This window comes from Bacteroides ovatus (genome assembly GCF_001314995.1).
GTDB classification, from domain to species: domain Bacteria; phylum Bacteroidota; class Bacteroidia; order Bacteroidales; family Bacteroidaceae; genus Bacteroides; species Bacteroides ovatus.
Genome location: NZ_CP012938.1, coordinates 2,796,782 through 2,820,690 on the forward strand (window position 1 = coordinate 2,796,782; position 23,909 = coordinate 2,820,690).

General features: G+C 41.9%; 18 protein-coding genes. 10 read left to right on the forward strand and 8 right to left on the reverse strand.

Translation table 11 applies throughout. The features are described 5' to 3' along the window. The first annotated feature begins 107 nt into the window (after positions 1–107). Positions 108–3,350: a glycosyl hydrolase gene (locus tag Bovatus_RS11170; protein WP_004299222.1), complete on the forward strand. Its 3,243-nt coding sequence runs from the start codon at positions 108–110 to the stop codon at positions 3,348–3,350. Positions 3,351–3,568: 218 nt separating this feature from the next. Here Bovatus_RS11170 and dnaE read toward each other — a convergent pair whose 3' ends face one another. Next, positions 3,569–7,375 (reverse strand): DNA polymerase III subunit alpha, encoded by a 3,807-nt coding sequence (gene dnaE / locus Bovatus_RS11175; RefSeq protein ID WP_004299221.1) that lies wholly within the window; start codon positions 7,373–7,375, stop codon positions 3,569–3,571. 161 nt (positions 7,376–7,536) lie between these two features. Between dnaE and Bovatus_RS11180 the strand changes: the two genes are divergently transcribed. The 3 genes from Bovatus_RS11180 to Bovatus_RS11190 all read left to right on the forward strand — a co-directional run bounded on the left by Bovatus_RS11180 (position 7,537) and on the right by Bovatus_RS11190 (position 9,299). Continuing rightward, a complete protein-coding gene (locus Bovatus_RS11180) occupies positions 7,537–8,223 on the forward strand; it encodes a phosphatidylserine decarboxylase family protein (protein ID WP_004299219.1) in 687 nt (228 codons plus the stop codon). A gap of 10 nt (positions 8,224–8,233) precedes the next feature. Continuing rightward, positions 8,234–8,941, forward strand: a complete 708-nt coding sequence (gene pssA / locus Bovatus_RS11185) for a CDP-diacylglycerol--serine O-phosphatidyltransferase (protein WP_004323485.1) — start codon at positions 8,234–8,236, stop codon at positions 8,939–8,941. A gap of 67 nt (positions 8,942–9,008) precedes the next feature. Continuing rightward, the gene (locus Bovatus_RS11190) at positions 9,009–9,299 is read left to right on the forward strand and encodes a DUF4834 family protein (protein ID WP_004299217.1); all 291 of its coding nucleotides are present in this window, start codon (positions 9,009–9,011) and stop codon (positions 9,297–9,299) included. A gap of 15 nt (positions 9,300–9,314) precedes the next feature. Here Bovatus_RS11190 and Bovatus_RS11195 read toward each other — a convergent pair whose 3' ends face one another. Beyond that, positions 9,315–9,752 carry a nucleoside deaminase gene (locus tag Bovatus_RS11195; RefSeq protein WP_004299216.1) on the reverse strand — a complete coding sequence of 146 codons (438 nt, stop codon included), beginning with the start codon at positions 9,750–9,752 and terminating at the stop codon, positions 9,315–9,317. A 40-nt stretch (positions 9,753–9,792) separates the two neighbouring features. Beyond that, positions 9,793–10,026, reverse strand: a complete 234-nt coding sequence (locus Bovatus_RS11200; RefSeq protein ID WP_004299215.1) for a hypothetical protein — start codon at positions 10,024–10,026, stop codon at positions 9,793–9,795. Between the two features lie 67 nt (positions 10,027–10,093). On the opposite strand from Bovatus_RS11200, the gene Bovatus_RS11205 reads away from it, so the two are divergent. The 4 genes from Bovatus_RS11205 (at position 10,094) to Bovatus_RS11220 (ending at position 13,028) form a co-directional block, all read left to right on the forward strand. Beyond that, complete coding sequence (locus Bovatus_RS11205; RefSeq protein ID WP_004299213.1) at positions 10,094–10,459, forward strand: YraN family protein; 366 nt, start codon at positions 10,094–10,096, stop codon at positions 10,457–10,459. Between the two features lie 114 nt (positions 10,460–10,573). Next, positions 10,574–10,930, forward strand: coding sequence for an MmcQ/YjbR family DNA-binding protein (locus Bovatus_RS11210; RefSeq protein ID WP_004299212.1), 357 nt, complete (start codon positions 10,574–10,576; stop codon positions 10,928–10,930). Further along, the gene (locus tag Bovatus_RS11215) at positions 10,914–11,672 is read left to right on the forward strand and encodes a biotin--[acetyl-CoA-carboxylase] ligase (RefSeq protein ID WP_004299211.1); all 759 of its coding nucleotides are present in this window, start codon (positions 10,914–10,916) and stop codon (positions 11,670–11,672) included. Before Bovatus_RS11210 ends, Bovatus_RS11215 begins: the two co-directional genes overlap by 17 nt. A 66-nt stretch (positions 11,673–11,738) precedes the next feature. After that, positions 11,739–13,028 carry a zinc-dependent metalloproteinase lipoprotein gene (locus Bovatus_RS11220; RefSeq protein ID WP_004299210.1) on the forward strand — a complete coding sequence of 430 codons (1,290 nt, stop codon included), beginning with the start codon at positions 11,739–11,741 and terminating at the stop codon, positions 13,026–13,028. A gap of 33 nt (positions 13,029–13,061) precedes the next feature. Here Bovatus_RS11220 and Bovatus_RS11225 read toward each other — a convergent pair whose 3' ends face one another. Beyond that, positions 13,062–13,745, reverse strand: a complete 684-nt coding sequence (locus Bovatus_RS11225; protein WP_004299209.1) for a tetratricopeptide repeat protein — start codon at positions 13,743–13,745, stop codon at positions 13,062–13,064. A 112-nt stretch (positions 13,746–13,857) separates the two neighbouring features. On the opposite strand from Bovatus_RS11225, the gene Bovatus_RS11230 reads away from it, so the two are divergent. Continuing rightward, the gene (locus Bovatus_RS11230; protein ID WP_004299208.1) at positions 13,858–15,186 is read left to right on the forward strand and encodes an MATE family efflux transporter; all 1,329 of its coding nucleotides are present in this window, start codon (positions 13,858–13,860) and stop codon (positions 15,184–15,186) included. 54 nt (positions 15,187–15,240) lie between these two features. Continuing rightward, complete coding sequence (gene pyrH, locus Bovatus_RS11235) at positions 15,241–15,951, forward strand: UMP kinase (RefSeq protein ID WP_004299207.1); 711 nt, start codon at positions 15,241–15,243, stop codon at positions 15,949–15,951. A 175-nt stretch (positions 15,952–16,126) separates the two neighbouring features. On the opposite strand, the gene Bovatus_RS11240 is transcribed toward pyrH, so the two are convergent. From Bovatus_RS11240 to Bovatus_RS11255, 4 genes are read right to left on the reverse strand one after another with little or no spacing between them, the layout of a single operon-like run. Beyond that, positions 16,127–17,680: a glycoside hydrolase family protein gene (locus tag Bovatus_RS11240; protein ID WP_004323486.1), complete on the reverse strand. Its 1,554-nt coding sequence runs from the start codon at positions 17,678–17,680 to the stop codon at positions 16,127–16,129. A 10-nt stretch (positions 17,681–17,690) separates the two neighbouring features. Beyond that, positions 17,691–19,103, reverse strand: a complete 1,413-nt coding sequence (locus Bovatus_RS11245; RefSeq protein ID WP_004323487.1) for a hypothetical protein — start codon at positions 19,101–19,103, stop codon at positions 17,691–17,693. 3 nt (positions 19,104–19,106) lie between these two features. Beyond that, the gene (locus Bovatus_RS11250; protein WP_004323488.1) at positions 19,107–21,770 is read right to left on the reverse strand and encodes a glycoside hydrolase family 2 TIM barrel-domain containing protein; all 2,664 of its coding nucleotides are present in this window, start codon (positions 21,768–21,770) and stop codon (positions 19,107–19,109) included. Between the two features lie 11 nt (positions 21,771–21,781). After that, the gene (locus Bovatus_RS11255; RefSeq protein WP_004299203.1) at positions 21,782–23,896 is read right to left on the reverse strand and encodes a BACON domain-containing protein; all 2,115 of its coding nucleotides are present in this window, start codon (positions 23,894–23,896) and stop codon (positions 21,782–21,784) included. Positions 23,897–23,909 lie beyond the last annotated feature (13 nt).

The following is a 23,909-nucleotide window of genomic DNA, read 5'->3' on the forward strand; positions in this document are numbered from 1 at the left end:
GCTACAGAGATTACTTTCCAGCTTTTAATTCTTAAGTTGAAAAGTAATCTCTGTATTTTTTCTTATTGTAAAATAGGTCCAATATAGATTCATATAATTAACTATAAATGAAGAAAATAACCAAACTCATTTCAGTCATAGGTTTCATCCTTTGTCTGTCCGCCTGCCAAGAAATTCGGGAAGTCAGTTATGAGCAACTTCGCGGAGGGTTTACCAACCTCCCGGATTCCATTCAGACAAGTGTCTACTGGCACTGGATTTCTGGAAATATTTCCAAAGAGGGAGTCATCAAAGATCTGGAATCAATGAAACAGGCTGGCATCAACCGTGCATTTATAGCGAATATCGGACTAAGTGCAGCGGAAGCACCCACCGGAGATGTGCAGATTTTCTCCGACGAATGGTGGGAGATACTGCATGCCGCTTTAAAAAAGGCAACCGAGCTGAATATAGAAATCGGTATCTTCAACTCTCCGGGATGGAGTCAGGCAGGAGGTCCGTGGATCAAGCCGGAGCAGTCCATGCGGTATCTGGCATCTGTCGGCACGCAAGTCAAAGGCGGACAGGCAATAGAAGTTATGTTACCCAAAACCAATCCTAATTTTCAAGATGTAAAAGTACTGGCTTATCCGTCTGTGAAAAGCAAAGCTACGATCCTTAATCCGGCCAACTGCACTGTTAGCTCTTCCCCCGCCATCACTGCTATCCATCATCTGATAGATGGAGAAACGGCGACAGAAATACGGTTTGGCAACCAATCCGAAGTCGTAATAGACTTTAAGAGCCACGATACAGTAGCATTGCGAAGCCTCCGCCTGCTTACCTCCGCCGCACCTATACGTTGCCAGGCGGTTCTGCAAATGAATGATAACGGTGAATACAAAGAAATCAAGCAGTTCAGTATAGAAAGATACAACGATAATCTGGCTGTAGGATTCGATCCTTATGCTCCTATTGCCATCTCTTTCCCCACAGCCAGCGGTAAAGACTTCCGGTTGTCACTCTCCGGTCTGAATCCCAATAGTGGCATCCGGGAAATAACATTGTCTTCTGCTCCGGTAGTAGAAAGTTATTCGGAGAAAACATTCGCCAAAATGTATCAGACTCCACTTCCTTACTGGAATGAATATCAATGGCCGGTGCAAGCAGTGGTGGACGACCCTGCATTGATCGTTCAGCCCGAACAAGTGAAAGACATCACCGCCTGTATGAAAGGAAACAAACTTTCCTGGGACGCTCCCGACGGAGAATGGGAAATTGTGCGAATGGGAATGGTACCCACTTATGTAGAAAACGGTCCTGCATTAAAAGACGGGATAGGTCTTGAAGTGGACAAAATGAGTAAGGAGCACCTCCGAAGCCATTTCGACGCCTTTATCGGCGAGATTTACAAGAGAATCCCTGAAGCCGACCGTAAGACTTGGAAAGTAGTTGTAGCGGACAGTTATGAAAAGGGAGGTCAAAACTTCACGGACGATTTCCTTGAATCATTTGAGAAGAAGTACGGTTATAGCGCACTACCTTTTCTCCCTGTCTACAATGGAGTGGTTGTGGAAAGCGAAGATGCCTCCGACCGCTTTTTGTGGGATATGAGAAAGATGGTGGCCGAACGGTTATCATACGATCATATTGGTGAACTAACCCGTCTAAGCCACCAATACGGAATGACTACCTGGTTGGAAAACTACGGTCACTGGGGATTCTCCGGAGAGTTTTTGCAATACGGCGGGCAAGCAGATGAAGTGGCAGGAGAATTCTGGAGCGAGGGAGAACTAGGCAATATAGAAAACAGGGCTGCTTCTTCGTGTGGTCATATCTACGGTAAACAAAAAATCTCTTCCGAGTCTTTCACCTGTGGCGGTATGGCTTACAGCCGTTATCCGGCTACCATGAAACAACGTGGTGACCTTTTCTTCTCCGAAGGAATCAACAACACACTGCTGCACGTCTATATTTCACAGAAAGCGGAAGGCAAACTGCCCGGACTGAATGCACCTTACAGCAACGAATTTAACCGTTTCAACACTTGGTATTCCCAGTTGGACCTATTCACCGACTACCTGAAACGTTGTAACTTCATGCTCCAACAGGGACTCAACGTAGCTGATATTTGCTATTTCATAGGAGAAGATACTCCCAAAATGACCGGTGTCACGAATCCTCCCTTGCCGAAAGGATACCAGTTCGATTACATCAATGCAGAAGTGATACTCCGCGATATGACTGTCAAAGACGGTCTATTGACTCTACCCCACGGCACAAGTTACCGAATCATGGTATTACCGGAATTGGAAACAATGCGTCCCGAACTATTAACCAAAATCACTCAACTTGTGAAAGACGGAGGTGTCATTCTCGGTCCGAAGCCTAACCGTTCGCCAAGCTTGCAAGACTTCCCCGAAGCAGATAAGAAAGTTCAGGAAATGGCAAATGCCTTGTGGGGAAATGTAGACGGTATCAAGGTGAAAAGCGGCAATTATGGCAATGGCATGATATTAAGCGGTATGAATATGCACGAAGCATTAGAATTAGTGCATTGCATTCCCGACTGTGCATTGACTAAAGACATTCCTGTAGTATACGGTCATCGCAGCATCGGTGATATGGATGTTTACTTCCTGTCCAACCAATCTTCAGAAAAAGTCGTATTCTCACCGGAATTTCGTGTAACCAATAAGCAACCTGAACTTTGGGAACCGACAACTGGTGCTATCCGCCTTTTAAAGAAGTACGAACGCAACGCAAATGCGACAGTAATTCCTCTCGAACTGGAACCTTTGGAGAGTATCTTCGTCGTATTTGCCAAAGAAGTTTCCTCATCTTCGTTAGTCAACGATACGGACACCAATTACCCGGAACCACAGACAATCGCCACACTGGCCGGTCCGTGGACAGTCTCTTTCGATAAGAGTCAAAAAGGTCCTCAAGCCCCGGTTGTCTTCCAAAGCCTGTACGACTGGAGTACAAGTAAAGAAGACGCCATCAGGTATTATTCAGGAACAGCCGTCTATCGGACTGAATTTACGCTAAAAGATATAGTACCCAACAGTCCATTATTTATCAACCTCAATGAGGTAGCCGTTATGGCAAAAGTGAAAGTCAATGGACAATACATCGGTGGTGTATGGACGCCCCCTTACCGACTCAATATTTCGGAAGCCATCAAGCAGGGAACAAACAAAGTAGAAATTGAAGTGGTAAATACATGGGTGAACCGACTCATCGGAGATAGCAAATTACCTGTTGAAGAACGTCCGACCTGGACTCCTAACAATCCCTGGAATTCATCATCTCCTTTACAGAAGTCCGGACTGATAGAACCTGTCGTTATTGAAAGCATCACTTATTAAAACAGGGAATTCTTAAGGTATTAAACCATGTCAGCGATTATGACATTCAGCAACTGAATATGCTTTGGTCGGTACGTATGTTGAGCTTAGGCGTTGCATTGCTGTGCGGGTGGGGACTTTCAGTAATTTGGAAGTATCCACTATAATAAGTAAAATCGCTTATAATTTATGTTTATAAGCGATTTTACTTATTATAAAGAAAATAAATGAACACTTAATCAATTTATATGAAATCCCAGTTCGGGACGTTCCTTTAAATATGTTATTAAATCCCGGCCTACTGAAAGTCTAACCGGACGGGAAATCAAATCAACCGACATATGAGTTACATCAGCATCATCTGTCACCTTGAAGTATAGTTCCGTATTTCCCGGATGTTCCTTCGTCAGAGTAGCAAGTTCAGTGACCAAAGCCGAATTCAAGACAGACAGGGGAATGACGATTGTGATCTTCTGCACCAGTTCTTCTTTCACGTCGGGAAGAAGTTCCATAGAGGTGATTTTCACTTCCAGTTCATCCTGCCGCCATTGCTTGGCCTGACAGCGTGCCTTGATATACAAGAACGTTCCTTCATTGAGATATCCCTGATAAGTCACCCAGTCGTTTCCCCAGAATGGAATCTCGGTAGAACCGGAATAGTCCTCAATCTTGGCGATACCATACGGATTTCCGTTCTTGCTGACTCCACGACGAACACTGGTCACAATTCCTCCCATCGTTATTTCACGACCGACAAGGGCAGCTTTATCTTCCAAATCTGCCATACGTGTATTGCAAACATGTTCCAATACGATAGAGAATTCATCCAACGGGTGAGCGGAAAGATAGATACCAACCAAATCACGCTCACGGTTCAGACGGTCGAGATCACTCCAACGTTCTACCCCTTGAGGAATTTCAGGAGTTGCAACATCAATAACGTTTTCACCACCGAACAGAGAATTGACGGCAGCCGCCTTATCTGCCTGATAACGGTTACCATAACGCATCAATGTTTCCAGGAAAACTTCTCCCTTAGAGTTTACAGCAAAATATTGTTCCCGTTTCAGTTCCGGGAAACTATCAAATCCTCCGGCTAATGCCAGACATTCCATATTCTTCTTGTTGCAGGCATTGAGATTGACACGTTGCACAAAATCAAAGATTCCGAGGAAAGGACCATTTTTACGCCGTTCCTCCATAATGCTTTGTACAGCAGCTTCACCTACACCTTTGACGGCCCCAAGTCCGAAACGAATATCACCGTCATGGTTTACGGTAAACTTCAGGTTACTCTCATTTACATCTGGTCCCAGTGTCTGAATACCCATTGCCTTACATTCGTCCATAAGTTTCGTGATATCGGTAATGTTCGACAAACTTCGGCTCATGACAGCTGCCATATATTCAGGAGGGTAATTGGCTTTCAGATAGGCTGTTTGGTAAGCCACCCACGAATAACAAGTAGCATGTGATTTATTGAAAGCATAAGACGCGAATTTTTCCCAGTCTGTCCAAATCTTCTCAAGCACTTTCGGGTCATGTCCATTCTTTCGTCCGCCTTCAACAAATTTAGGTTTCATGTGATCCAGCTTGTCACGCAACTTCTTACCCATCGCTTTACGAAGGGCATCGGACTCACCACGGGTAAAGTCGGCCAATAAGCGTGACAAAAGCATCACCTGTTCCTGATAGACCGTAATACCATACGTATCCTTCAAGTATTTCTCCATTATCGGAATATCATACTCAATCGGCTTGCGTCCATGTTTACGATCAATAAAATCAGGGATATAATCCATCGGTCCCGGACGATAAAGGGCATTCATGGCAATCAAATCTTCGAATGTAGAAGGCTGCAATTCGCGCAGGTACTTCTGCATACCAGCAGATTCAAACTGGAATGTACCAATCGTACGTCCGTCACTATATAATTTATAAGTAGCCGGATCAGAAATATCTATCGCATCGACATCTACTTCAACATTACGACTTAAACGGATATTTTCAACAGCTTCTTTGATGATAGACAAAGTTTTCAGACCGAGGAAGTCCATCTTAATCAACCCAGTATCTTCAATCACCGAGCCTTCATACTGGGTAACAAGCATCTTTTCGCCCGTTTCCTTATCATCAGCAGTGCTGACAGGTACCCAGTCAGTAATATCATCACGGCAAATAATCGTACCGCAAGCATGTACACCTGTACCACGCACGTTGCCTTCAAGCATTTTGGCATACTTGATCGTATCCCGCAATAGAGGATCAGATGACGCTTCCGCTGCTTGCAATTCGGGAACATAAGCAATGGCATTCGGCAAATTAAGTTTCTTGTCAGGAATCTTGTCAGGAACCAGTTTACACAAACGATCGGATTCTGACAAAGGTAGCTTTTGTACACGCGCGACATCCTTGATAGCCATCTTTGTCGCCATAGTACCATACGTAATAATATGAGCAACTTTTTCCTGACCATATTTATTTGTCACCCAACGAAGTACCTCACCACGACCGTCATCATCAAAGTCCACATCAATATCGGGCAAGGAAATACGGTCTGGATTCAAGAAACGTTCAAACAGCAAATCATATTGGATAGGGTCTATCTTCGTAATACCCAAACAATAAGCCACTGCTGAACCTGCTGCCGAACCACGTCCCGGACCTACCGACACACCCAGTTCCTTACGTGCCGCATTGATAAAGTCCTGTACAATCAAGAAGTATCCGGGGAAACCCATCGTTTTCATGATGTACAATTCGAAGTTCATTCGTTCTTTGACTTCTTCCGTTAGAGGTTCACCATAAATTCTTTTAGCTCCGTCAAAAGCCAGTTTTGCCAAATAATCTCCTTCAAGTTTTATACGATAAAGTTTATCATAACCACCCAAGCGTTTAATTTTTGCTTTCGCATCCTCTTCACTTAATACCACATTACCATGTTCATCTTGAGTAAACTCGTCGAACAAGTCTTTTTCTGTAAACTTCGCCCGATACCCCTCCTCTGTTCCGAAATCTTCGGGAATGGCGAAAGTCGGCATGATAGGTGCATGGTCGATCGAGTAGTATTCTACCTTATCAAGAATCTCCAGTGTATTGCTCAATGCTTCGGGCACGTCGGCAAAGAGTTCGTTCATCTCTTCGCGTGTCTTCATCCATTCTTGTTTGGTGTAAAGCATACGGGTAGGATCATCCAAATCCTTACCGGTACTCAAACAGATCAAACGGTCGTGCGCTTCCGCATTCTCTTCATCTACAAAGTGAACATCATTCGTACAAATCAGTTTGACATTGAATTTCTTAGCATATTCTATCAAATGTTTGTTCACATTCACCTGCAACGGATAACACTCATGATTGGCACGGGGAACAGTCGCTTTATGGCGTTGTAACTCCAGATAGTAGTCATCGCCAAACAAATTCTTATACCATTGTATTGCTTCCTCCGCTTCGGCAAATTGCCCGGCAGTAATCCGCTTCGGCACCTCACCACCGAGACAGGCTGAACAAATAATAAGTCCTTCGTGATATTTTTCGAGTTCGCTACGGTCAGTACGCGGACGCATATAATAACCGCGCGTCCACGCGTGCGATACTAATTTAATAAGGTTGTGATAACCTGTTTCATTCTTAGCCAATACGATCAGGTGATAACCACTCTGGTCGGGCTTGCCTTCTTTCAGGTCCATGGTACGGCGTGCCACATACATTTCACAACCGATGATCGGTTTGAATAGTTTGTTTTCCGCTTCCACGATCTTAGCTTTGCAAGCAGCAATCTCCGCCTCTTTATCCTCGCACTCTATCGTGCCGGCCTCAATTCCTGCAATTCGCTTCTTCAGGTCCTTGACTTCACCTTTCGGACCGCTGTTCTTCTTATTGACGTAGTTCGTAAATTCCTTGATACCGAACATATTTCCATGATCGGTCACGGCTATACCCTTCATCCCATTCTTCATGGCTTTATCAACCAGACGAGCTACGCTAGCCTGACCATCCAACAAAGAATATTGAGTATGGACATGTAAATGAACGAAATCCTGCATAATGATAAGTAGTTAATTTGAAGGCATAAAATTACTACCTCCCGGGTTATAAACAAAAATAATCCTCAAAAAGTTATCAACATTCGCATTTCTATGCTCATTTACTTGCTGAATTTTTAAATTAAGTATATTTTTGCAGACAATATCATTAAACAGCATTCATGGGCCGACTAAAGAAATTGAAGAAAATACGTATTCACCGCGAAGGAACACATATATTATGGGCTAGCTTCTTGCTATTGCTATTGATTAATGCGGCTCTTTATTGGGGGATCGATTGCAAAATACCATTTTATGTGGTAGCAGTAGCGAGTATAGCAGTCTATCTGCTGATGGTGAATTTCTTTCGATGTCCGATCCGTCTCTTCGGACAGGACACTGAAAAGATTGTCGTAGCACCCGCCGATGGAAAAATCGTCGTTATCGAGGAAGTCGATGAAAACGAATATTTCCATGACCGCCGGTTAATGATATCCATCTTCATGAGCATTGTGAATGTACATGCCAACTGGTATCCGGTGGACGGTACCATTAAAAAGGTAGCACATCATAATGGAAACTTCATGAAAGCATGGCTGCCGAAAGCCAGCACAGAAAACGAACGTTCTACGGTAGTAATCGAAACTCCGGAAGGAGTGGAAGTACTCACCCGGCAAATTGCCGGAGCAGTGGCACGCCGTATTGTCACCTACGCTGAAGTAGGAGAAGAATGTTATATTGACGAACACATGGGATTTATCAAATTCGGTTCCCGTGTGGATGTGTATTTACCCATTGGCACAGAAGTATGTGTCAGCATGGGACAATTAACGACCGGTAACCAAACGGTTATCGCCAAACTTAAATAATTCTGTCACAATGACAAACGTTATTAAAAACAGTATTCCGAATACCGTAACCTGCCTGAACCTTTTCTCCGGTTGTATTGCCTGCGTCATGGCTTTTGAAGCCAACTATGAGCTGGCACTACTTTTCATTGCTTTAAGTTCCATTTTCGACTTCTTCGACGGATTGTTGGCTCGTATGCTCAATGCACATTCCATTATCGGAAAAGACTTGGACTCATTGGCAGATGATGTCAGTTTTGGAGTTGCTCCTTCACTGATCGTATTCTCTCTGTTCAAAGAAATGTATTATCCGGCAAGTATGGAGTTCATCGCTCCTTACCTACCCTATTTAGCATTCTTGATTTCTGTTTTTTCAGCATTGCGCCTGGCTAAATTCAATAATGACACGCGACAGACCAGTTCTTTTGTGGGACTTCCGGTTCCCGCCAACGCTCTGTTCTGGGGTTCTTTAGTGGCGGGTGCACATGACTTCCTGATATCAGACAACTGCCATCCTGTCTACCTTCTTATACTTGTCTGTCTGTTTTCCGGACTGCTGGTATCAGAAATACCGATGTTTTCGCTGAAATTTAAAAATCTGTCATGGAATGACAACAAAATCAGTTTTATATTCCTGATTATCTGCATTCCTCTTCTTATATTTCTTGGAATCAGTAGCTTTGCCGCCATCATTGTATGGTATATTTTACTTTCACTTTTTACAAGAAAAAGTAAATAAACAATCTCTTGGCACGTTTGTTGTACTATGAGTTTTATCGAAGTAACAACATAAAAATCATAGCCCGATGCATATACTTTTATTCATACTCATTTTTATTATTGCCATTTTCGTATTTGGCCTTTCTATTATCGGCTTCATACTAAGAACGATTTTCGGATTAGGACGTGGTTCTTCTTCATCACGCCCGAAACAAACGGAATCGGGACGTACAAGCCAACAGGACTATAGCCAAAGAGATCGCCGTTCAAATGATGATGAAGAGGAAATATATTCCGAGAATGTTCCGGAGAAAAGACATAAAAAAATATTCACCCAGGACGATGGTGAATATGTAGATTTTGAGGAAATCAAATAAAACAGGATACTGCTTTTATTTTCGTTTCGCAGCAAAGAACTCTTTCATTAATGTAGCGCATTCGTCAGCCATTACCCCTTTTACAACCACCGTTTTAGGATGTAGAGCCGAACCGGCATATTTCTGATAGCCGCGTTTTTCATCTTCAGCGCCAAATACAAGTTTACCAGTCTGTGCCCAAGCAATAGCTCCGGCACACATTACGCAAGGTTCAACCGTGACATACAGGGTACATTCGTTCAAGTACTTGCCACCAAGCACATTGGCAGCAGCTGTAATAGCCTGCATCTCGGCATGAGCCGTTACATCATTCAATGTTTCTGTGAGATTATGGGCACGTGCGATAATCCGCTCCTTACAAACCACGACAGCTCCAACGGGAACTTCCCCCCGCTCGGCAGCCTTTCCTGCCTCTATCAAAGCTTGTTTCATGAAGTAAATATCGTCCAGCATTCCACCCTTTAATTTTGAATCTATTATTTTTATTATCCCCCTATCGTCTCATGTCGTGTTCACCAAAAAGGGTTGGATAATCTTCTTCCATATTCTTATGAATAAACATGAGAATCGTTTCACGAAGCCAACGTGACTTGTTCGTTATCTTATATTTCTCAAGATAACGATCTACAATCAGCTGTTCTTCGTCGCTCAATAAAATGCTCATCCGTCGTTCCCTTTTGGTACACTCGACATGCATTTTCAGGCACTTCTTACTCCTTTTTCTCATATCTTCTGCAAAATTACTTTTACTTCTGTAAATACAAAGAATAAAAGCAGTAAATTTGCAAAAAAAGATGGCTAAACATAATGATTTAGGAAAAGCCGGAGAAAATGCCGCCGTAGCTTATCTTGAACAGAAGGGGTATCTCATCCGTGACCGGAACTGGAGAAAAGGACATTTCGAACTGGACATTGTAGCAGCAAAGGATAATGAACTGATTGTAGTAGAAGTGAAAACTCGCAGTAATACCCTATTTGCAGAGCCGGAAGATGCTGTTGATTTACCTAAAATAAGACGTACGGTACGCGCAGCGGATACCTATATCAGATTGTTTCAGATTGACTCTCCTGTACGCTTTGATATCATTACTGTAGTAGGCAACGACGGGCATTTCAAGGTTGAACACATAGAGGAAGCGTTTTATCCTCCTTTATATTAAAGAATGCTTTGGCTTTACATATTCATCATTATAAGAGCCGTGAAATGCGTGCAATCTGCGCTTAAAATTATGATATAACCAATTATGAAAACATACTATAATTATTAATTCATTATGAATGTAGAAACTATCAGAGAATACTGCTTAAGCAAGAGAGGAGTCACCGAATCTTTCCCTTTCGATGATGTATCACTGGTTATAAAGGTAATGAACAAGATGTTTGCTCTCATTGACCTGGAAGAAGCTAATCACATCGCACTAAAATGTGATCCGGAAAAAGCAATCGAATTGCGTGAACATTATTCGGGAATTGAAGGGGCTTATCATTTTAATAAAAAGTACTGGAATAGTGTCCGCTTTGACAGTGACGTAGATGATAAATTGATGAAAGAGCTTATTGACCACTCTTATGATGAGGTAATCAAAAAATTTACTAAAAAGTTACGCGCAGAATATGATGCCCTCCCTTGATACATTCCCGGTTCCATTGATTCATATCAACGAGACGAACTCTACCAACAATTATCTGCAATCTCTCTGTTCTGAACAGAAAGTGGAGGAACTAACTGTCATTGTCGCCGATTTTCAAACTTCCGGTCGGGGACAGCGTGGAAATTCGTGGGAATCAGATCCTGGCAAGAATCTTCTTTTCAGCACCGTTATCTTCCCCGAGTTTTTGGAAGCACGACGTCAGTTTCTTATTTCACAGATTATATCTTTAGCTATTAAAGAAGAATTGGATACTTATACCTCCGATATTTCTATCAAATGGCCGAATGATATTTATTGGAAAGAAAAGAAAATATGTGGGATGTTGATAGAAAACGATCTGATGGGGCGGAACATCAATCAAAGTATTGCAGGCATCGGAATTAATATTAATCAGGAGATATTTCACAGTTCTGCTCCTAACCCCGTTTCACTACTACAAATCACAGGAGAAGAGCATGATCTATTCAAAATACTGAAAAATATCATGCTGCGTATCCAATCTTATTATAGCTTGCTCAAAAAAGGTGATACAACATCAATAGCCTGTCAATATGGAGAATCTCTTTTCAGAAGGGAAGGAATGCATCAATATAAAGATGCTAATGGAGAATTTCTTGCACGAATCGTTTGTGTAGAACCTGAAGGAAGATTAATATTAGAAGATGAGAAGCTGACTAAAAGAGGGTACATGTTTAAGGAAGTAGAATATTTACTGAAATAAGCTATTCTATTTCAGATCAAAACATTATCTTTGAAACATGCGTTTTTATATAAAACTCTTTCATTTATGAAAACAAAATTAATTTTCCTCCTTCCATTGTTATGGATATTAATAGGATGCGATGATTCAGATTCTGCAACATTGAATATATCAGAATCGAAGTTTGATAACATCAGCGCAAGCGGTGAATCATTAACGATAGATATTACTTGTAGTTCCTCATGGACTGTTACAAGTAATAAACAATGGTGCATTCCCAATACACAAAAAGGAGAAAACGATGGAAAGTTAATCTTATCTATTAATGCAAATCTGGAATCCAATTCCAGAACAGCAACTGTCACTATCATAAGTCATAAGGTTAGCAAAACTGTTCAAATCATTCAAAATGGCTCTACCAATACGGCTGAAGAATACCATTATGAACTCCCTGTAATCTTTCATGTATTGTATGAAGATGAGAATTCTCTACAAAAAGTAAATTCAAGCCGTTTATCCCATATACTAGACAAAGTGAACAGTCTGTATAAAAGCAAGAATAACAGTGTAGACATGAATCTTACTTTTACATTGGCAACAACAGATAAAAATGGAGAAACATTACCCAATCCTGGCGTAGAATATATCCAATGGTCAGAGTCATACCCTATCGATTGTGAAGCTTTTATGAAGGATAATTCGGGAAAATATGTAAAATACTTATGGGATCCGAACTCATATATCAACATTATGGTTTATAATTTTACAACTGAACCGAATTCAAATTCAGTAACATTAGGTATCTCTCATATTCCTTTTTCTACTACAGGCAAGCATTATTTAGAAGGGCTTGGTGAAACAGACTACTCTCATCTAACATTAGCAAATTTACAATTCCCACTATGTGTCTCCATTAATAGCCTATATATTAATGAAGAGTCTACTCCAACAGAATATAGTACAGCAGACATTGTTGTCACGCTAGCTCATGAATTAGGACATTACCTGGGACTACATCATGTCTTTGCCGAAACCGATAATGGCACGTGTGAAGATACGGATTATTGCAAAGATACCAAAAGCTATAATAAACAAGAGTATGATAGCAATTGTGATTACATATATGAGAATGAGAGAGAAAAATACACATTTAAAAATTTGGTAAAACGAACAGGATGTGATGGTATAGAGTTTATCTCTTATAATATCATGGATTATGCTATTAGTTATTCAAACCAATTCACTCAAAATCAACGTGAACGTATCAGACATGTCTTATCCTATAGTCCTCTGATACCCGGACCGAAGAAAGGAGACATTGATACCCGAGCGCTTAATGAAGGACCTTTGGATTTACCAATACGCACTATAAAATAACAAATTGAATATAATTGAAAAGAGGTGAACCGCTTAGCGATTCACCTCTTTTTCTATCCTCAATATCTTATCCAATGTCTTTTGAGCTTCTGTTGATGGGAAACGCAGAATCACTTTCTGCAAAGAGTTACGCGCTTTCTCATACCGGGTAGTAAATAACTTCGATAATCCATCCCGGTAGCGGGCATACTGCATTTTAGTGGGAGAAGAAAGTTTTTTATAATCCGTCTCTAACTTTTTTTTCTCCTGTTCTGCTGTCAAATAATAATAGTTTCCTAAAAAGATATTAGCCGCCAGATTATCCGCCTCAAGTTGCAATATTTTTTCGTACATACGCAAAGCATCTTTCTCCTGCCCGCGACATACCTGCATTTCTGCGCAAGCTTCCAAACAATCTACATTATTAGGAGCCTTTTGCAGTAATTCCTTGTAAAATAAATAGGCTTTGTCGTAATTCCGATTCTTTTTATAGGCAAGCGCTAATTCTGTAGCCAGTTTGGAGCTAATTTCACTGTTCTTGTCTACATTCGTCCAATAATACATTTCCGTACGGTCTATATTCAGAGCGATAGTCTGCCGGAAATAGCTCACAGCCTGCCCATTCTGCCCTGCCTCAATGGCAGCAGACACTTTTTGTAACATCTCATCAACCGACTGCGCATTCAGCACCAGCGGCAATAAAAATAAAGAGATAAGAAAAATAGTTAAGGTCCTCATAATCCATCTGATTGCTATTTAGTTCGTGACACACAAAGATACAATAAAAAAATAAAAAATGTACCTTTGTTCGCGAAAAGAACAATCAAATTGATAAAAGTGTTTTTATACAATGACAGATAAAAAAAAATCCTCCGTAAACAGACGAATATTACAGATAGCCATCCCATCGATTATATCGAATATTACCGTTCCGCTACTGGGACTTATCGATGTCACGATTGTAGGACATCTCGGTTCTCCGGCGTACATTGGAGCCATTGCAGTAGGGGGAATGTTATTCAATATTATCTACTGGATTTTTGGATTCCTACGCATGGGAACAAGCGGAATGACTTCACAAGCGTACGGTCAGCATGATTTAAACGAAATCACCCGGTTACTACTACGTTCTGTTGGAGTAGGATTATTTATAGCACTTTGCCTGTTGATACTCCAATACCCTATCTTGAAACTGGCATTTACACTGATACAAACCACACCGGAGGTCAAGCAACTGGCAACAGCCTATTTTTATATTTGTATCTGGGGAGCCCCAGCCACATTAGGGCTTTATGGATTCGCCGGCTGGTTTATCGGGATGCAGAATTCACGTTTTCCCATGTATATCGCTATTACTCAAAATATTGTCAACATTGTAGCCAGTCTATGTTTTGTCTACTTATTGGACATGAAAGTGGCAGGAGTGGCAACAGGGACTTTAATTGCCCAATATGCAGGTTTCTTTATGGCTATTCTGCTATACATGCGTTACTATAGTGCGCTTAAAAAACGAATCGTATGGAAAGAAATCATACAGAAACAAGCCATGTACCGTTTCTTTCAAGTCAACCGGGACATATTCTTCCGTACCCTCTGCCTTGTTATAGTCACTATGTTTTTTACTTCTGCAGGGGCCGCCCAAGGAGAAATCGTATTAGCCGTGAACACCTTGCTCATGCAATTATTTACTTTGTTTTCGTACATTATGGACGGATTTGCTTATGCCGGTGAAGCACTGACCGGCCGTTACATTGGTGCCAAAAACCAAACAGGCTTACGTAACACAATACATCACCTTTTCTATTGGGGATTCGGTCTTTCACTGGTATTCACGATTCTCTATGCAGCTGGCGGAAAAGAATTCCTAGGATTACTAACCAATGACACTTCAGTAATCAGCGCTTCAGACACTTATTTTTACTGGGCACTCATTATTCCGTTAGCCGGTTTCTCCGCTTTCTTATGGGATGGCATTTTTATCGGTGCCACTGCTACCCGGCAGATGCTTTACTCCATGTTAGTTGCCTCTGCCAGCTTCTTTGGAGTCTATTACGCTTTCCATCCCCTTTTAGGAAATCACGCCCTGTGGCTAGCCTTTCTCATTTATCTTTCATTGCGGGGAATTGTACAAACCCTTTTGGGAAGACAAATAATGAAAAAAGTAATCGTATCCCGGTGAGGCTATCCGATAAATTATCTCTATATTTGCGGCAAACAATAAAAAGCAAAAGGTATGGCAAAGTATAAAAGAATCTTACTAAAGCTTAGTGGAGAGAGCTTAATGGGCGAAAAGCAATATGGCATTGATGAAAAAAGACTGGCAGAATATGCTGAACAAATCAAAGAAATCCACCAGCAAGGGGTACAGATTGGTATCGTTATCGGAGGAGGCAATATATTTCGCGGACTAAGCGGAGCCAATAAAGGTTTCGACCGCGTGAAAGGAGACCAAATGGGAATGTTGGCTACTGTAATCAACAGTCTCGCTCTAAGTTCTGCTCTTGTGGCTACCGGTGTAAAGGCACGTGTGTTGACAGCAGTCCGGATGGAACCTATCGGTGAATTCTACAGTAAATGGAAAGCTATCGAATGTATGGAGAACGGCGAAGTGGTCATTATGTCCGCTGGAACGGGAAATCCTTTCTTTACTACTGACACCGGTTCTTCACTTAGAGGCATAGAAATCGAAGCAGACGTTATGCTGAAAGGTACTCGTGTAGATGGCATTTACACGGCTGATCCCGAAAAAGATCCTACCGCTACCAAATTCGACGATATTACATACGATGAAGTACTGAAACGTGGTTTGAAAGTCATGGATTTGACAGCGACTTGTATGTGTAAAGAAAACAATCTGCCAATCGTCGTATTTGATATGGACACAGTAGGCAACTTAAAGAAGGTTATCAGTGGAGAAGAGATAGGTACGTTAGTACATAACTAATTTTTCACTACCGATATTCATTTGTCTATCAGATGATACTCTACTCTGATAAGACATTGATTATTCATTTAGAAATAAGAAGTGCGAATTTTGCAGTATAGCTTTAACCAAAACTAATCCTGTAAAATTCGCACTTTGTTTTTCCTCTCAAATATTATATAGAAACAAACAACACCTATTTATCAAAATACTGAATCAAATCATACGCATTAAAATTCAATTCGCGGGCAAAGAAAGATAGATAAGGAAAGAGTTGATAAGAATTATCATAAAGACCTTTATTAGCAGGTTTCGACGAATTGTCCGTACCATCATCATCCTGGTATTTGAACCAATGCCAGCCAACACAATTCTTAGCTTCAAGCAATCCTAATGTAAAATGCTGATAAGCATAAGCTCTCTCGTTTTGTGTAGGGACAGAATATCCGGCTCCCGACTGGTTATTCAGATCAGAGTCCTCCACCCCTTTCGTATAAAACTCACTTACAAGAAACGGTTTGTCCGCCCAATTAGCCCAATCAGCAATCGCTGTTGTCAGTTCAGGACTCCAACGACTATAATAATTGATAGAAATAACATCACAATATTTTCCGGCAGCTCTCACTACTCCTTCCATGTATTTAGGAGTTCCATGTAATCTAGTTCCCAGATAAAGCAACTTATCATCTACTTTCTTCACTGCCTCTTTCACTGCTTTATAATATTTCTCTGCTACAATCCCGGCAAACTCATTATTCAAGTCATCCGTCACACTTTGCGTACCTTTAGAATCCATAAAAGCTTTCGCCGCAACATAAGCCGGATCACTTGAGTTACTGATAGCCAGAAAACGATCCAAAATCCGGGAACTGTTTGAAGAGAAGTTTATCTCATTATCTGAAAAGAAACCTAACACATTAGGATCCCGCAAATAATCTGCGAAAGCACTACCTGCCAAATATGATTCACACCATTCAGCCCATCCATTATAAAACACAAGACCTGCCGCGTTATCATCGCTTCCTCCGGGATAATTATAAGACTTCGCACTCTTGAACTGGCTTAAAAAAGCAAATGAAGGCGCCAAAGTTAACGGACTGCTCGGATTGGAAACATTATGAGTCTGAATCAGTGAATAAGTTCCTGTGCAGAAAGCACCTGTACCGTGAAAGCCGATCTCACTCAATTCACGTTGAGTAGTAGATAACCATTTCTCATCAGCTCCAAACCTGCTATTCCAGGCCGTTTTATTACGACTAGAAGTTCCCTTACGCAAAGAAGTCGCACTACGCTCCAGATGCAGACAACCTTCCGGATCAACCAACCACCAACGTCCGTCTATTTTCTTCGTATAAAATCTTCCCGTAGCCGCCTGTTTCGGAAGTGTAGTCGAACTTCCGTATTTATTAACCGACTCCTGATACGCTTTCAACGTTTTAATAGCCGGCTTATACCCGTCCATATACGCAATAATACGTGTATTCTCTGTTTTCCAACTAGATATAGGCGGATAAGCACTGGAATACTTAACACTGATAGGACGATACATATTGGCATTTAATGACGGAGTATACATCACAGAAGCTCCGGGAGCAGGCAAATCTTCCGGATATTCCGACTCTACATCTCCCCCTCCCATCACTATGTCAGGAGGCATAAAATTAGGATCTTTATCATCATCATCCGTACAAGACACCATAGGAATAGAACTTATAAACAGAAAAGTTCCCAATATAAATAGTTTTTTCATGGTATGTATTTTATTTATTATTAGTTGATTGTTGGTCGAACCAGTCAGCCAAACGATAAGCGTTGATATTCAATTCTTTCATAGCATCAGCCAACGGTTTATAAAGATTGTATTCATTATCTACCAGCCCTTTGTTAGAGTCCAGATTCGAAGGATCTGCCCCTTTTGCTGTCGGATCATTATCCTGATAACGGAACCAATGCCATCCGACACAATTCCCACTTTCCAATAATCCCAAAACAAAATGCTGGTAGGCATATCCACGTTCCTGCTGGGTTTGAACGGTGAAACCTGCCCCTGTTGTGTTTGCCAGCCCTGAATCCATTCCTTTCGTATAAAATTCCGTGATGATGAAAGGTTTTTGAGCCCATTCGCCCCAATGCTTCATGGTCTTCTCACTCGGTGTCCATGCACCATAGTAGTTAATAGCAACGACATCACAATACCTGCCTGCCGCTTCCACAATCTGGCGGATAAACTTAGGTTTTCCATGTAGACGACTACCTAAATAAAGGTGATTGGGATCATACTTCCGAATCGCTTCCGACACCACTTTATAGTATCGTTCCGCTACTACCCCCGCAAACTCTTCCCGATGTTCGTCCGTAATTTGCTGCAAAGTAATACCCTGCTGTTTCAACCAGGATTCTGCATACAATCTTCCCGGATCATTGGGATTCTTCAAAGTCAGATACCCCTCCAGATTCTTCGGCCCGAACGGCAGTTCATTATCCGAAAAATAGCCGATGATATTTTTATCCGTTTTATTTGCGACCAGTTTTTGTGCCATCTCATCGCAATAGGTTTCGAACTCCGGGTCAAAAACGAAAATACACTGATTAGGATATCCCGTATTACCAGGTAACTGATAAGTTCCTCCTCGTTTCTTCCCATATCCACTCATCAGGTTCAGAATGATTGAGCGAGTCAGTACCTCCTTATGAGAGGCATTGTAAGAGGCAATAGCTTCTTCATTACTCCAGGAGCCGGTCCCGGAAAAGCCCAGCGAATGAATCATCCGTGCCGTTCCTTCGATCCATTTTTCCTCCGTACCGAATTTGTCCAGCATTGCTTGTTTATTGCGTTCGGAAGTACCTAAACGTACTCCTACCACCACTTTCTGCAAATGCCGATACCCATCGGGATCAATCATCCACCATCGATTTCCAATACGTTCTACCCTGAAAAATCCTGTAGCCCGATGCCTGGGAGCATCCAAATCACTTCCATACTTATTCACACGTACTTTACCAGTAGGTTTGAACCCATCCAATTGAGCAATAGTACGGGTATCATACTCTTTCCAAGGCAGATTTTTCTGTCCTTTCACCCACGGACGGGCAGTGACCTTAAATGTACGTCCCTGGGCATAACCAAACTGGGATAACAGCAGTAAAAACAATATAACTATACTATTTTTCATCATCTAATATTCTTTTACGATTCGTATTGCATTTAAAATGGGCACAGACTCCACCGCTCCAAAACGAACGACAAGCCCCTTTCCTTGTGAAACCGGAACAATATATTTCTTAATAACCGCACGTTCGGAACCGTATTCTTCTGCAATATTCAGTTGTTTGGCAACAGATACTCCATTTATATCCACAGAAAATACCCGGTTAATATAGTCCTCCCTCACCACATCATTTCCTAAATTATACACCAAAGCCTCTCTTTTATTTTCAGAAGTAAGTTCTGTCCAATACAAATATACAGCATAAACACCATCCGGTACATCTGCCTTAAAAGCTTCAATGCCTACTCGCTGTGTCTGGAAGATAGGATCCTGATCCGTCCCCAGTATATCTTTATCGCTGGCCGGCAAAGAACCGTAACGAGTTTTGTTCGGAGCCACTTCCCCACCAATATATCCCCATGAACCTTCTGCATAAGCCTGTTCGGGTATCCAGCACATCTCTGCTATCCGGTCCTCAAAATAGCGTCGAGCACCCAGTAGTACATTGATTTCCGTAAAGCCATTCTTCACATTGACACATTTAAAATCACAAACATACTGGTCACGATATTCACGTCCCTCCTTTTCAATCACAGCATCCACCACATTCTTTCCGTTTACAAAAGGAATGTCCACGGAAACCACCTTATCTGCTACCGGATATACTCCCAAACTTTTTCCATTCAAAAAGACCTCCACCTTATCCGCGTTAGTATAAACTTTCAGCGGTTGCGTACAACTCTTTCCATCCCGACTGGCTCCTGCCCTATTCTTCCAAGATTTAGAAGCAATATGCAGAACAGGTGACTCTTTCAGATAAGCCTGATAAAGAAAATATCCGTCCTTACGTTCTCTATCCGTACTTACCAACCCTTTATTGTTCACATGAGGCATGGCATTTCTTCTGGCTTCGGAATAAAAATCATTCAAATTCCAGACCATAGCCCCCACGATATAATCCCTCTTTAGAATTTCAGGCAAATAATGTTCATGATAGACAGAGCCAAACTCACAACTAAAATCAAACCGCACAGGCGAAAAAGAATGAATACGAGTATCTACATCCGCCCCATATTCGGTAATAAGCAACGGTTTATGAGGAAACTCCTTGTGAAGTTCTTCCAGTTTCTCTTCAAATCCGTCCAAATTACCACCATACCATCCATTATAAAGATTAAATCCCAATAACATCGGCAATTCAGTAATCCCTGCTTCCTGATAGATTTGGGAAGCAGAATGACAAGGCAACATGGTATAGCGTTCCGAGTTCAGACTTCTGATCTGCGCCTCAACAGCCGAAGCTATTTGATGAAGAGACTTCATATATTCCGCCCGTTCTTTCTTGTTGTCAGGATTAAAGGGAGGACGCAAAAGCACTTCATTCATGTAAGCCCAAATGATGACAGACGGATAATTATGGTTCTGATAAACCATTTCCGTAGCCTGTTCCACACAGTTGTCCATAAACGCCCTACTTTGAGTAATGGCATTTACAATCGGAATTTCAACCGAAGTCAACAGCCCCAATTTATCACACATCTGCATCACAACCGGATCTTGCGGATAATGAGCCACTCGCAGGAAATTACTTCCCATATCCTTACTCAACTGTATATCCCGGATATGCATTTCATCCCGCAAGGCATTCCCCATTCCTTTGTAATCCTGATGCCGGCTGGTACCAATCAATTTCCGATATTTCCCGTTCAGGAAAAAACCTTTTTCCGCATCAAAATGATATTCACGGATTCCCAGCGGATTAACAACGCAATCGAGAACTTCTCCCTTTTTATTCTTCAAACGGCTATACACCTTATATAAATAAGGAGAATCAACATCCCACCGTTTGGGTTGCGCAATAGTCATCAACGCTTCAAAGGCTACATTCTTCTCCCCTGCCTTCACATTCACTTTCTTTGCGGAAAGTGCCACTCTATTGCCGTCTGTATCCAAAATCTCCGTTTCAAGAATCAATGCCTGATTACTTTTCAAAGCATTGGACAAGAATGTTTTTGCACACACTTCCGCTTGAGCGTCTGTTATTCCAACAGTTTTGAGATATACTCCACTGGAAGCATAATGGGTGGTAGACAGTTGCACGGGCGAAGTATACACCAGATAAACATCCCGATAAAGTCCGCCGAAGAAAGTAAAGTCTGCCGAAAGAGGAGCAATATCCGGATTATAAGAGTTGTCAACACTCACTGCTACCAGATTGCGTCCGGTATGAACATAGTCAGTCACATCAAACGTAAAAGCAGAATAACCACCTTTATGATTCCCTACCAACTTTCCATTCACAAATACATTTGTTTCCTGATTGGCTCCTTCAAAACAAAGATAAACTCTTTGACCGACAATCAGTTCCTCCACTGTCACGGCTTTCCTGTACCAGCCTTTTCCCCGGAAATAACCGGGGATTTCATCTTCTGCATCTTTTGCATTCCAAGTATGAGGAATGGAAACGTCAGTCCAACCGGACACATCAAAGTCAGCAGTGGACGCGTCTCCCTCAAAGAGGGAGAACTTCCAACCATCGTTGATCGTTTGCGTCACACGCTGACCGCAGACCGTGCCGGCAACAATCAATAACAAGCAGGCTAAGATTATTTTTCTATATACCTTATACATACCTAATACCATTATTTCGAGATTGAACGAACTGCACGAATATATCTTAAAGAACTCTTTTTAGAGGTTGCACTGCTCCAAGATATAGGCTTTCCAAAACGTACATAAAATCCATTCACACCATTCGAAGCCTCACGACAAGCCCAATATGTATCTCCTGTAGAAGATGACGCAGCCTCATTCATAATAGTTCCTCCCGCATTGCTGACAACCCGATCCCATGCTGCACGATTGGCTTTTTCAAAATCAGTAATCGCATTCGGATTATCATTTGTTGCATTTGCTACAGTGGTTCCATTATATGTTTCAAACATTTGTTCCAAGTCTTTTCTCCCCGACCAATACCAACCTGTCCCCTTGTCCATACAGAACTTAATGGCAGGCATTTCCGATGCATTTGGTAATGCAGCCAACGCCATAGTATTAGTATATCCATCATCTCCGGATAAATCCACTCCGGTAGAAGCCGGAGAGCCTGCTGTAGACCATGCCAAATTCTCTCTGTCCAACGACATGATTTTCGCTTTACCACGATTAGTTCCATCTACCCAGAACACAATGCCTCCTTTTAACGAACCATTATCCGCAATTACCTGTCCCACCGCAAACTCGGAACTTAAAAATCCTCTCTGTGTAATCGTAACCTCTTGTTTAGGTGCATTCGCTCCGCTTCCGGCTGTTACCGTAGCAGTCGTTACCCGGTTAGAACTATTCAGATTGGGAGATAATGTCCAAAAATAAAGAGTTTTATTTGTTACATCAACATACGCTTTCACCCAAGATTCATCAGTGATATTTATTGCAAATTCCGTCTCATCAGAAATCATTGTGATTACCTCTGATTTTGCTACCGCATCAGGCGTAATAGTCACCGTATTGGTACTCAATTCGAGGGAAGCGTCTCCCTCGGCAGCTACATTTTGATTCACTGTTACCTCCACTGCTTTTGCGGCTGCGCCAGTACCGGCTGTTATTGTAGCAATTGTCGTACGAATATTACCAGTGGTATTTTTTGATTTTGCCTTGAACGTAACTGTTGTGCCTGAAATAGTATATGAAAGCCAGGAATCATCTGCCAACACCACGCTGAATACACTCTTATTGGATGTCAACGTAACATTTGCTTCCGCTTCGTTAGCACCTTCCAATGTCACAGGATTGGGAGCAACCGTCAGAGTTGCCGGCTCTTCAGGATAAGTATAATCACCAATTGTGCGCATACATCTCACAAAACGGTTGGTAGCTGTTTTATTTCCTGCATCAGCACCAGACTTTCCGAAACGTACCCAATAAGCCTTATCCCCTGCTGCATTTTCCGTACTCGACCAATAGCTTTCCCCATTGCCCGAACCGGCAGCCTCGTTTATCACATCACCCTGCAAATCGGTCAACATCTTATCAAATGCCGCACGGGCCGCTTTCTCAACTTCCGTCAACTTATCAGGTACAACCGAAGCAAAATCCGGATCAGCATGTCCAATACCGTTGTAAACATCAAACAACTCCCATAACTCATCACGTGCAGGCAGATACCATCCCTCACCCAACGACTGACAGTATGCCACTGCATCATTTGCAGCAGGAGCAGTAAACAAAGCCGTGTTGGCATATCCATTCACTGTAGAAAGCGCATTATGAGACATCACAGAAGCCTCAAAAGGATTTCCTCCCTGACGTTTTACAGATACAGCTTTTCCTACCATCTTGTCCGAAGGATCCACCCAGAAAATCATACCGATACCATCATCTACACTTTGTCCTACCTTCAAAGAAAGGTCCGGTTCTTTGGAATCCTGTGTAACCGTCACTTCCACTGTATATGAACCGCAAGTCAGTTTCACGACAGTACTCCTTGCATCCTCACCGTCATTCTGCGTCAAGGCAGTGTATATTACACTTTTAGCGTTTACATCTACAGAAAGCCACTCCGCTTGATATTGAGCAACAACCTGACCGACATTAGTATATAATAGCGATGTGACGGAAGAACCCGCCGCTTTTGCCAGGTTTACTTTTGTATCTTTACAATTAAATTCAGGCATCACACGTACCGACGCATCATCGACACAGGAAAGCAGCCCCAGATTTAAAATCAATAACAGATATATTATTTTTTTCATACTCATTCATGTTTTACAG

Coding starts and splice junctions, on each gene's coding strand:
- pyrH (WP_004299207.1), top strand. CDS start 15,241: ATGGCAAAGTATAAAAGAATCTTACTAAAGCTTAGTGGAGAGAGCTTA.
- Bovatus_RS11240 (WP_004323486.1), bottom strand. CDS start 17,680: ATGAAAAAACTATTTATATTGGGAACTTTTCTGTTTATAAGTTCTATT.
- pssA (WP_004323485.1), top strand. CDS start 8,234: ATGACAAACGTTATTAAAAACAGTATTCCGAATACCGTAACCTGCCTG.
- Bovatus_RS11190 (WP_004299217.1), top strand. CDS start 9,009: ATGCATATACTTTTATTCATACTCATTTTTATTATTGCCATTTTCGTA.
- Bovatus_RS11230 (WP_004299208.1), top strand. CDS start 13,858: ATGACAGATAAAAAAAAATCCTCCGTAAACAGACGAATATTACAGATA.
- Bovatus_RS11255 (WP_004299203.1), bottom strand. CDS start 23,896: ATGAGTATGAAAAAAATAATATATCTGTTATTGATTTTAAATCTGGGG.
- Bovatus_RS11245 (WP_004323487.1), bottom strand. CDS start 19,103: ATGAAAAATAGTATAGTTATATTGTTTTTACTGCTGTTATCCCAGTTT.
- Bovatus_RS11215 (WP_004299211.1), top strand. CDS start 10,914: ATGATGCCCTCCCTTGATACATTCCCGGTTCCATTGATTCATATCAAC.
- Bovatus_RS11200 (WP_004299215.1), bottom strand. CDS start 10,026: ATGAGAAAAAGGAGTAAGAAGTGCCTGAAAATGCATGTCGAGTGTACC.
- Bovatus_RS11195 (WP_004299216.1), bottom strand. CDS start 9,752: ATGCTGGACGATATTTACTTCATGAAACAAGCTTTGATAGAGGCAGGA.
- Bovatus_RS11225 (WP_004299209.1), bottom strand. CDS start 13,745: ATGAGGACCTTAACTATTTTTCTTATCTCTTTATTTTTATTGCCGCTG.
- Bovatus_RS11205 (WP_004299213.1), top strand. CDS start 10,094: ATGGCTAAACATAATGATTTAGGAAAAGCCGGAGAAAATGCCGCCGTA.
- Bovatus_RS11180 (WP_004299219.1), top strand. CDS start 7,537: ATGGGCCGACTAAAGAAATTGAAGAAAATACGTATTCACCGCGAAGGA.
- Bovatus_RS11250 (WP_004323488.1), bottom strand. CDS start 21,770: ATGTATAAGGTATATAGAAAAATAATCTTAGCCTGCTTGTTATTGATT.
- Bovatus_RS11220 (WP_004299210.1), top strand. CDS start 11,739: ATGAAAACAAAATTAATTTTCCTCCTTCCATTGTTATGGATATTAATA.
- Bovatus_RS11210 (WP_004299212.1), top strand. CDS start 10,574: ATGAATGTAGAAACTATCAGAGAATACTGCTTAAGCAAGAGAGGAGTC.
- Bovatus_RS11170 (WP_004299222.1), top strand. CDS start 108: ATGAAGAAAATAACCAAACTCATTTCAGTCATAGGTTTCATCCTTTGT.
- dnaE (WP_004299221.1), bottom strand. CDS start 7,375: ATGCAGGATTTCGTTCATTTACATGTCCATACTCAATATTCTTTGTTG.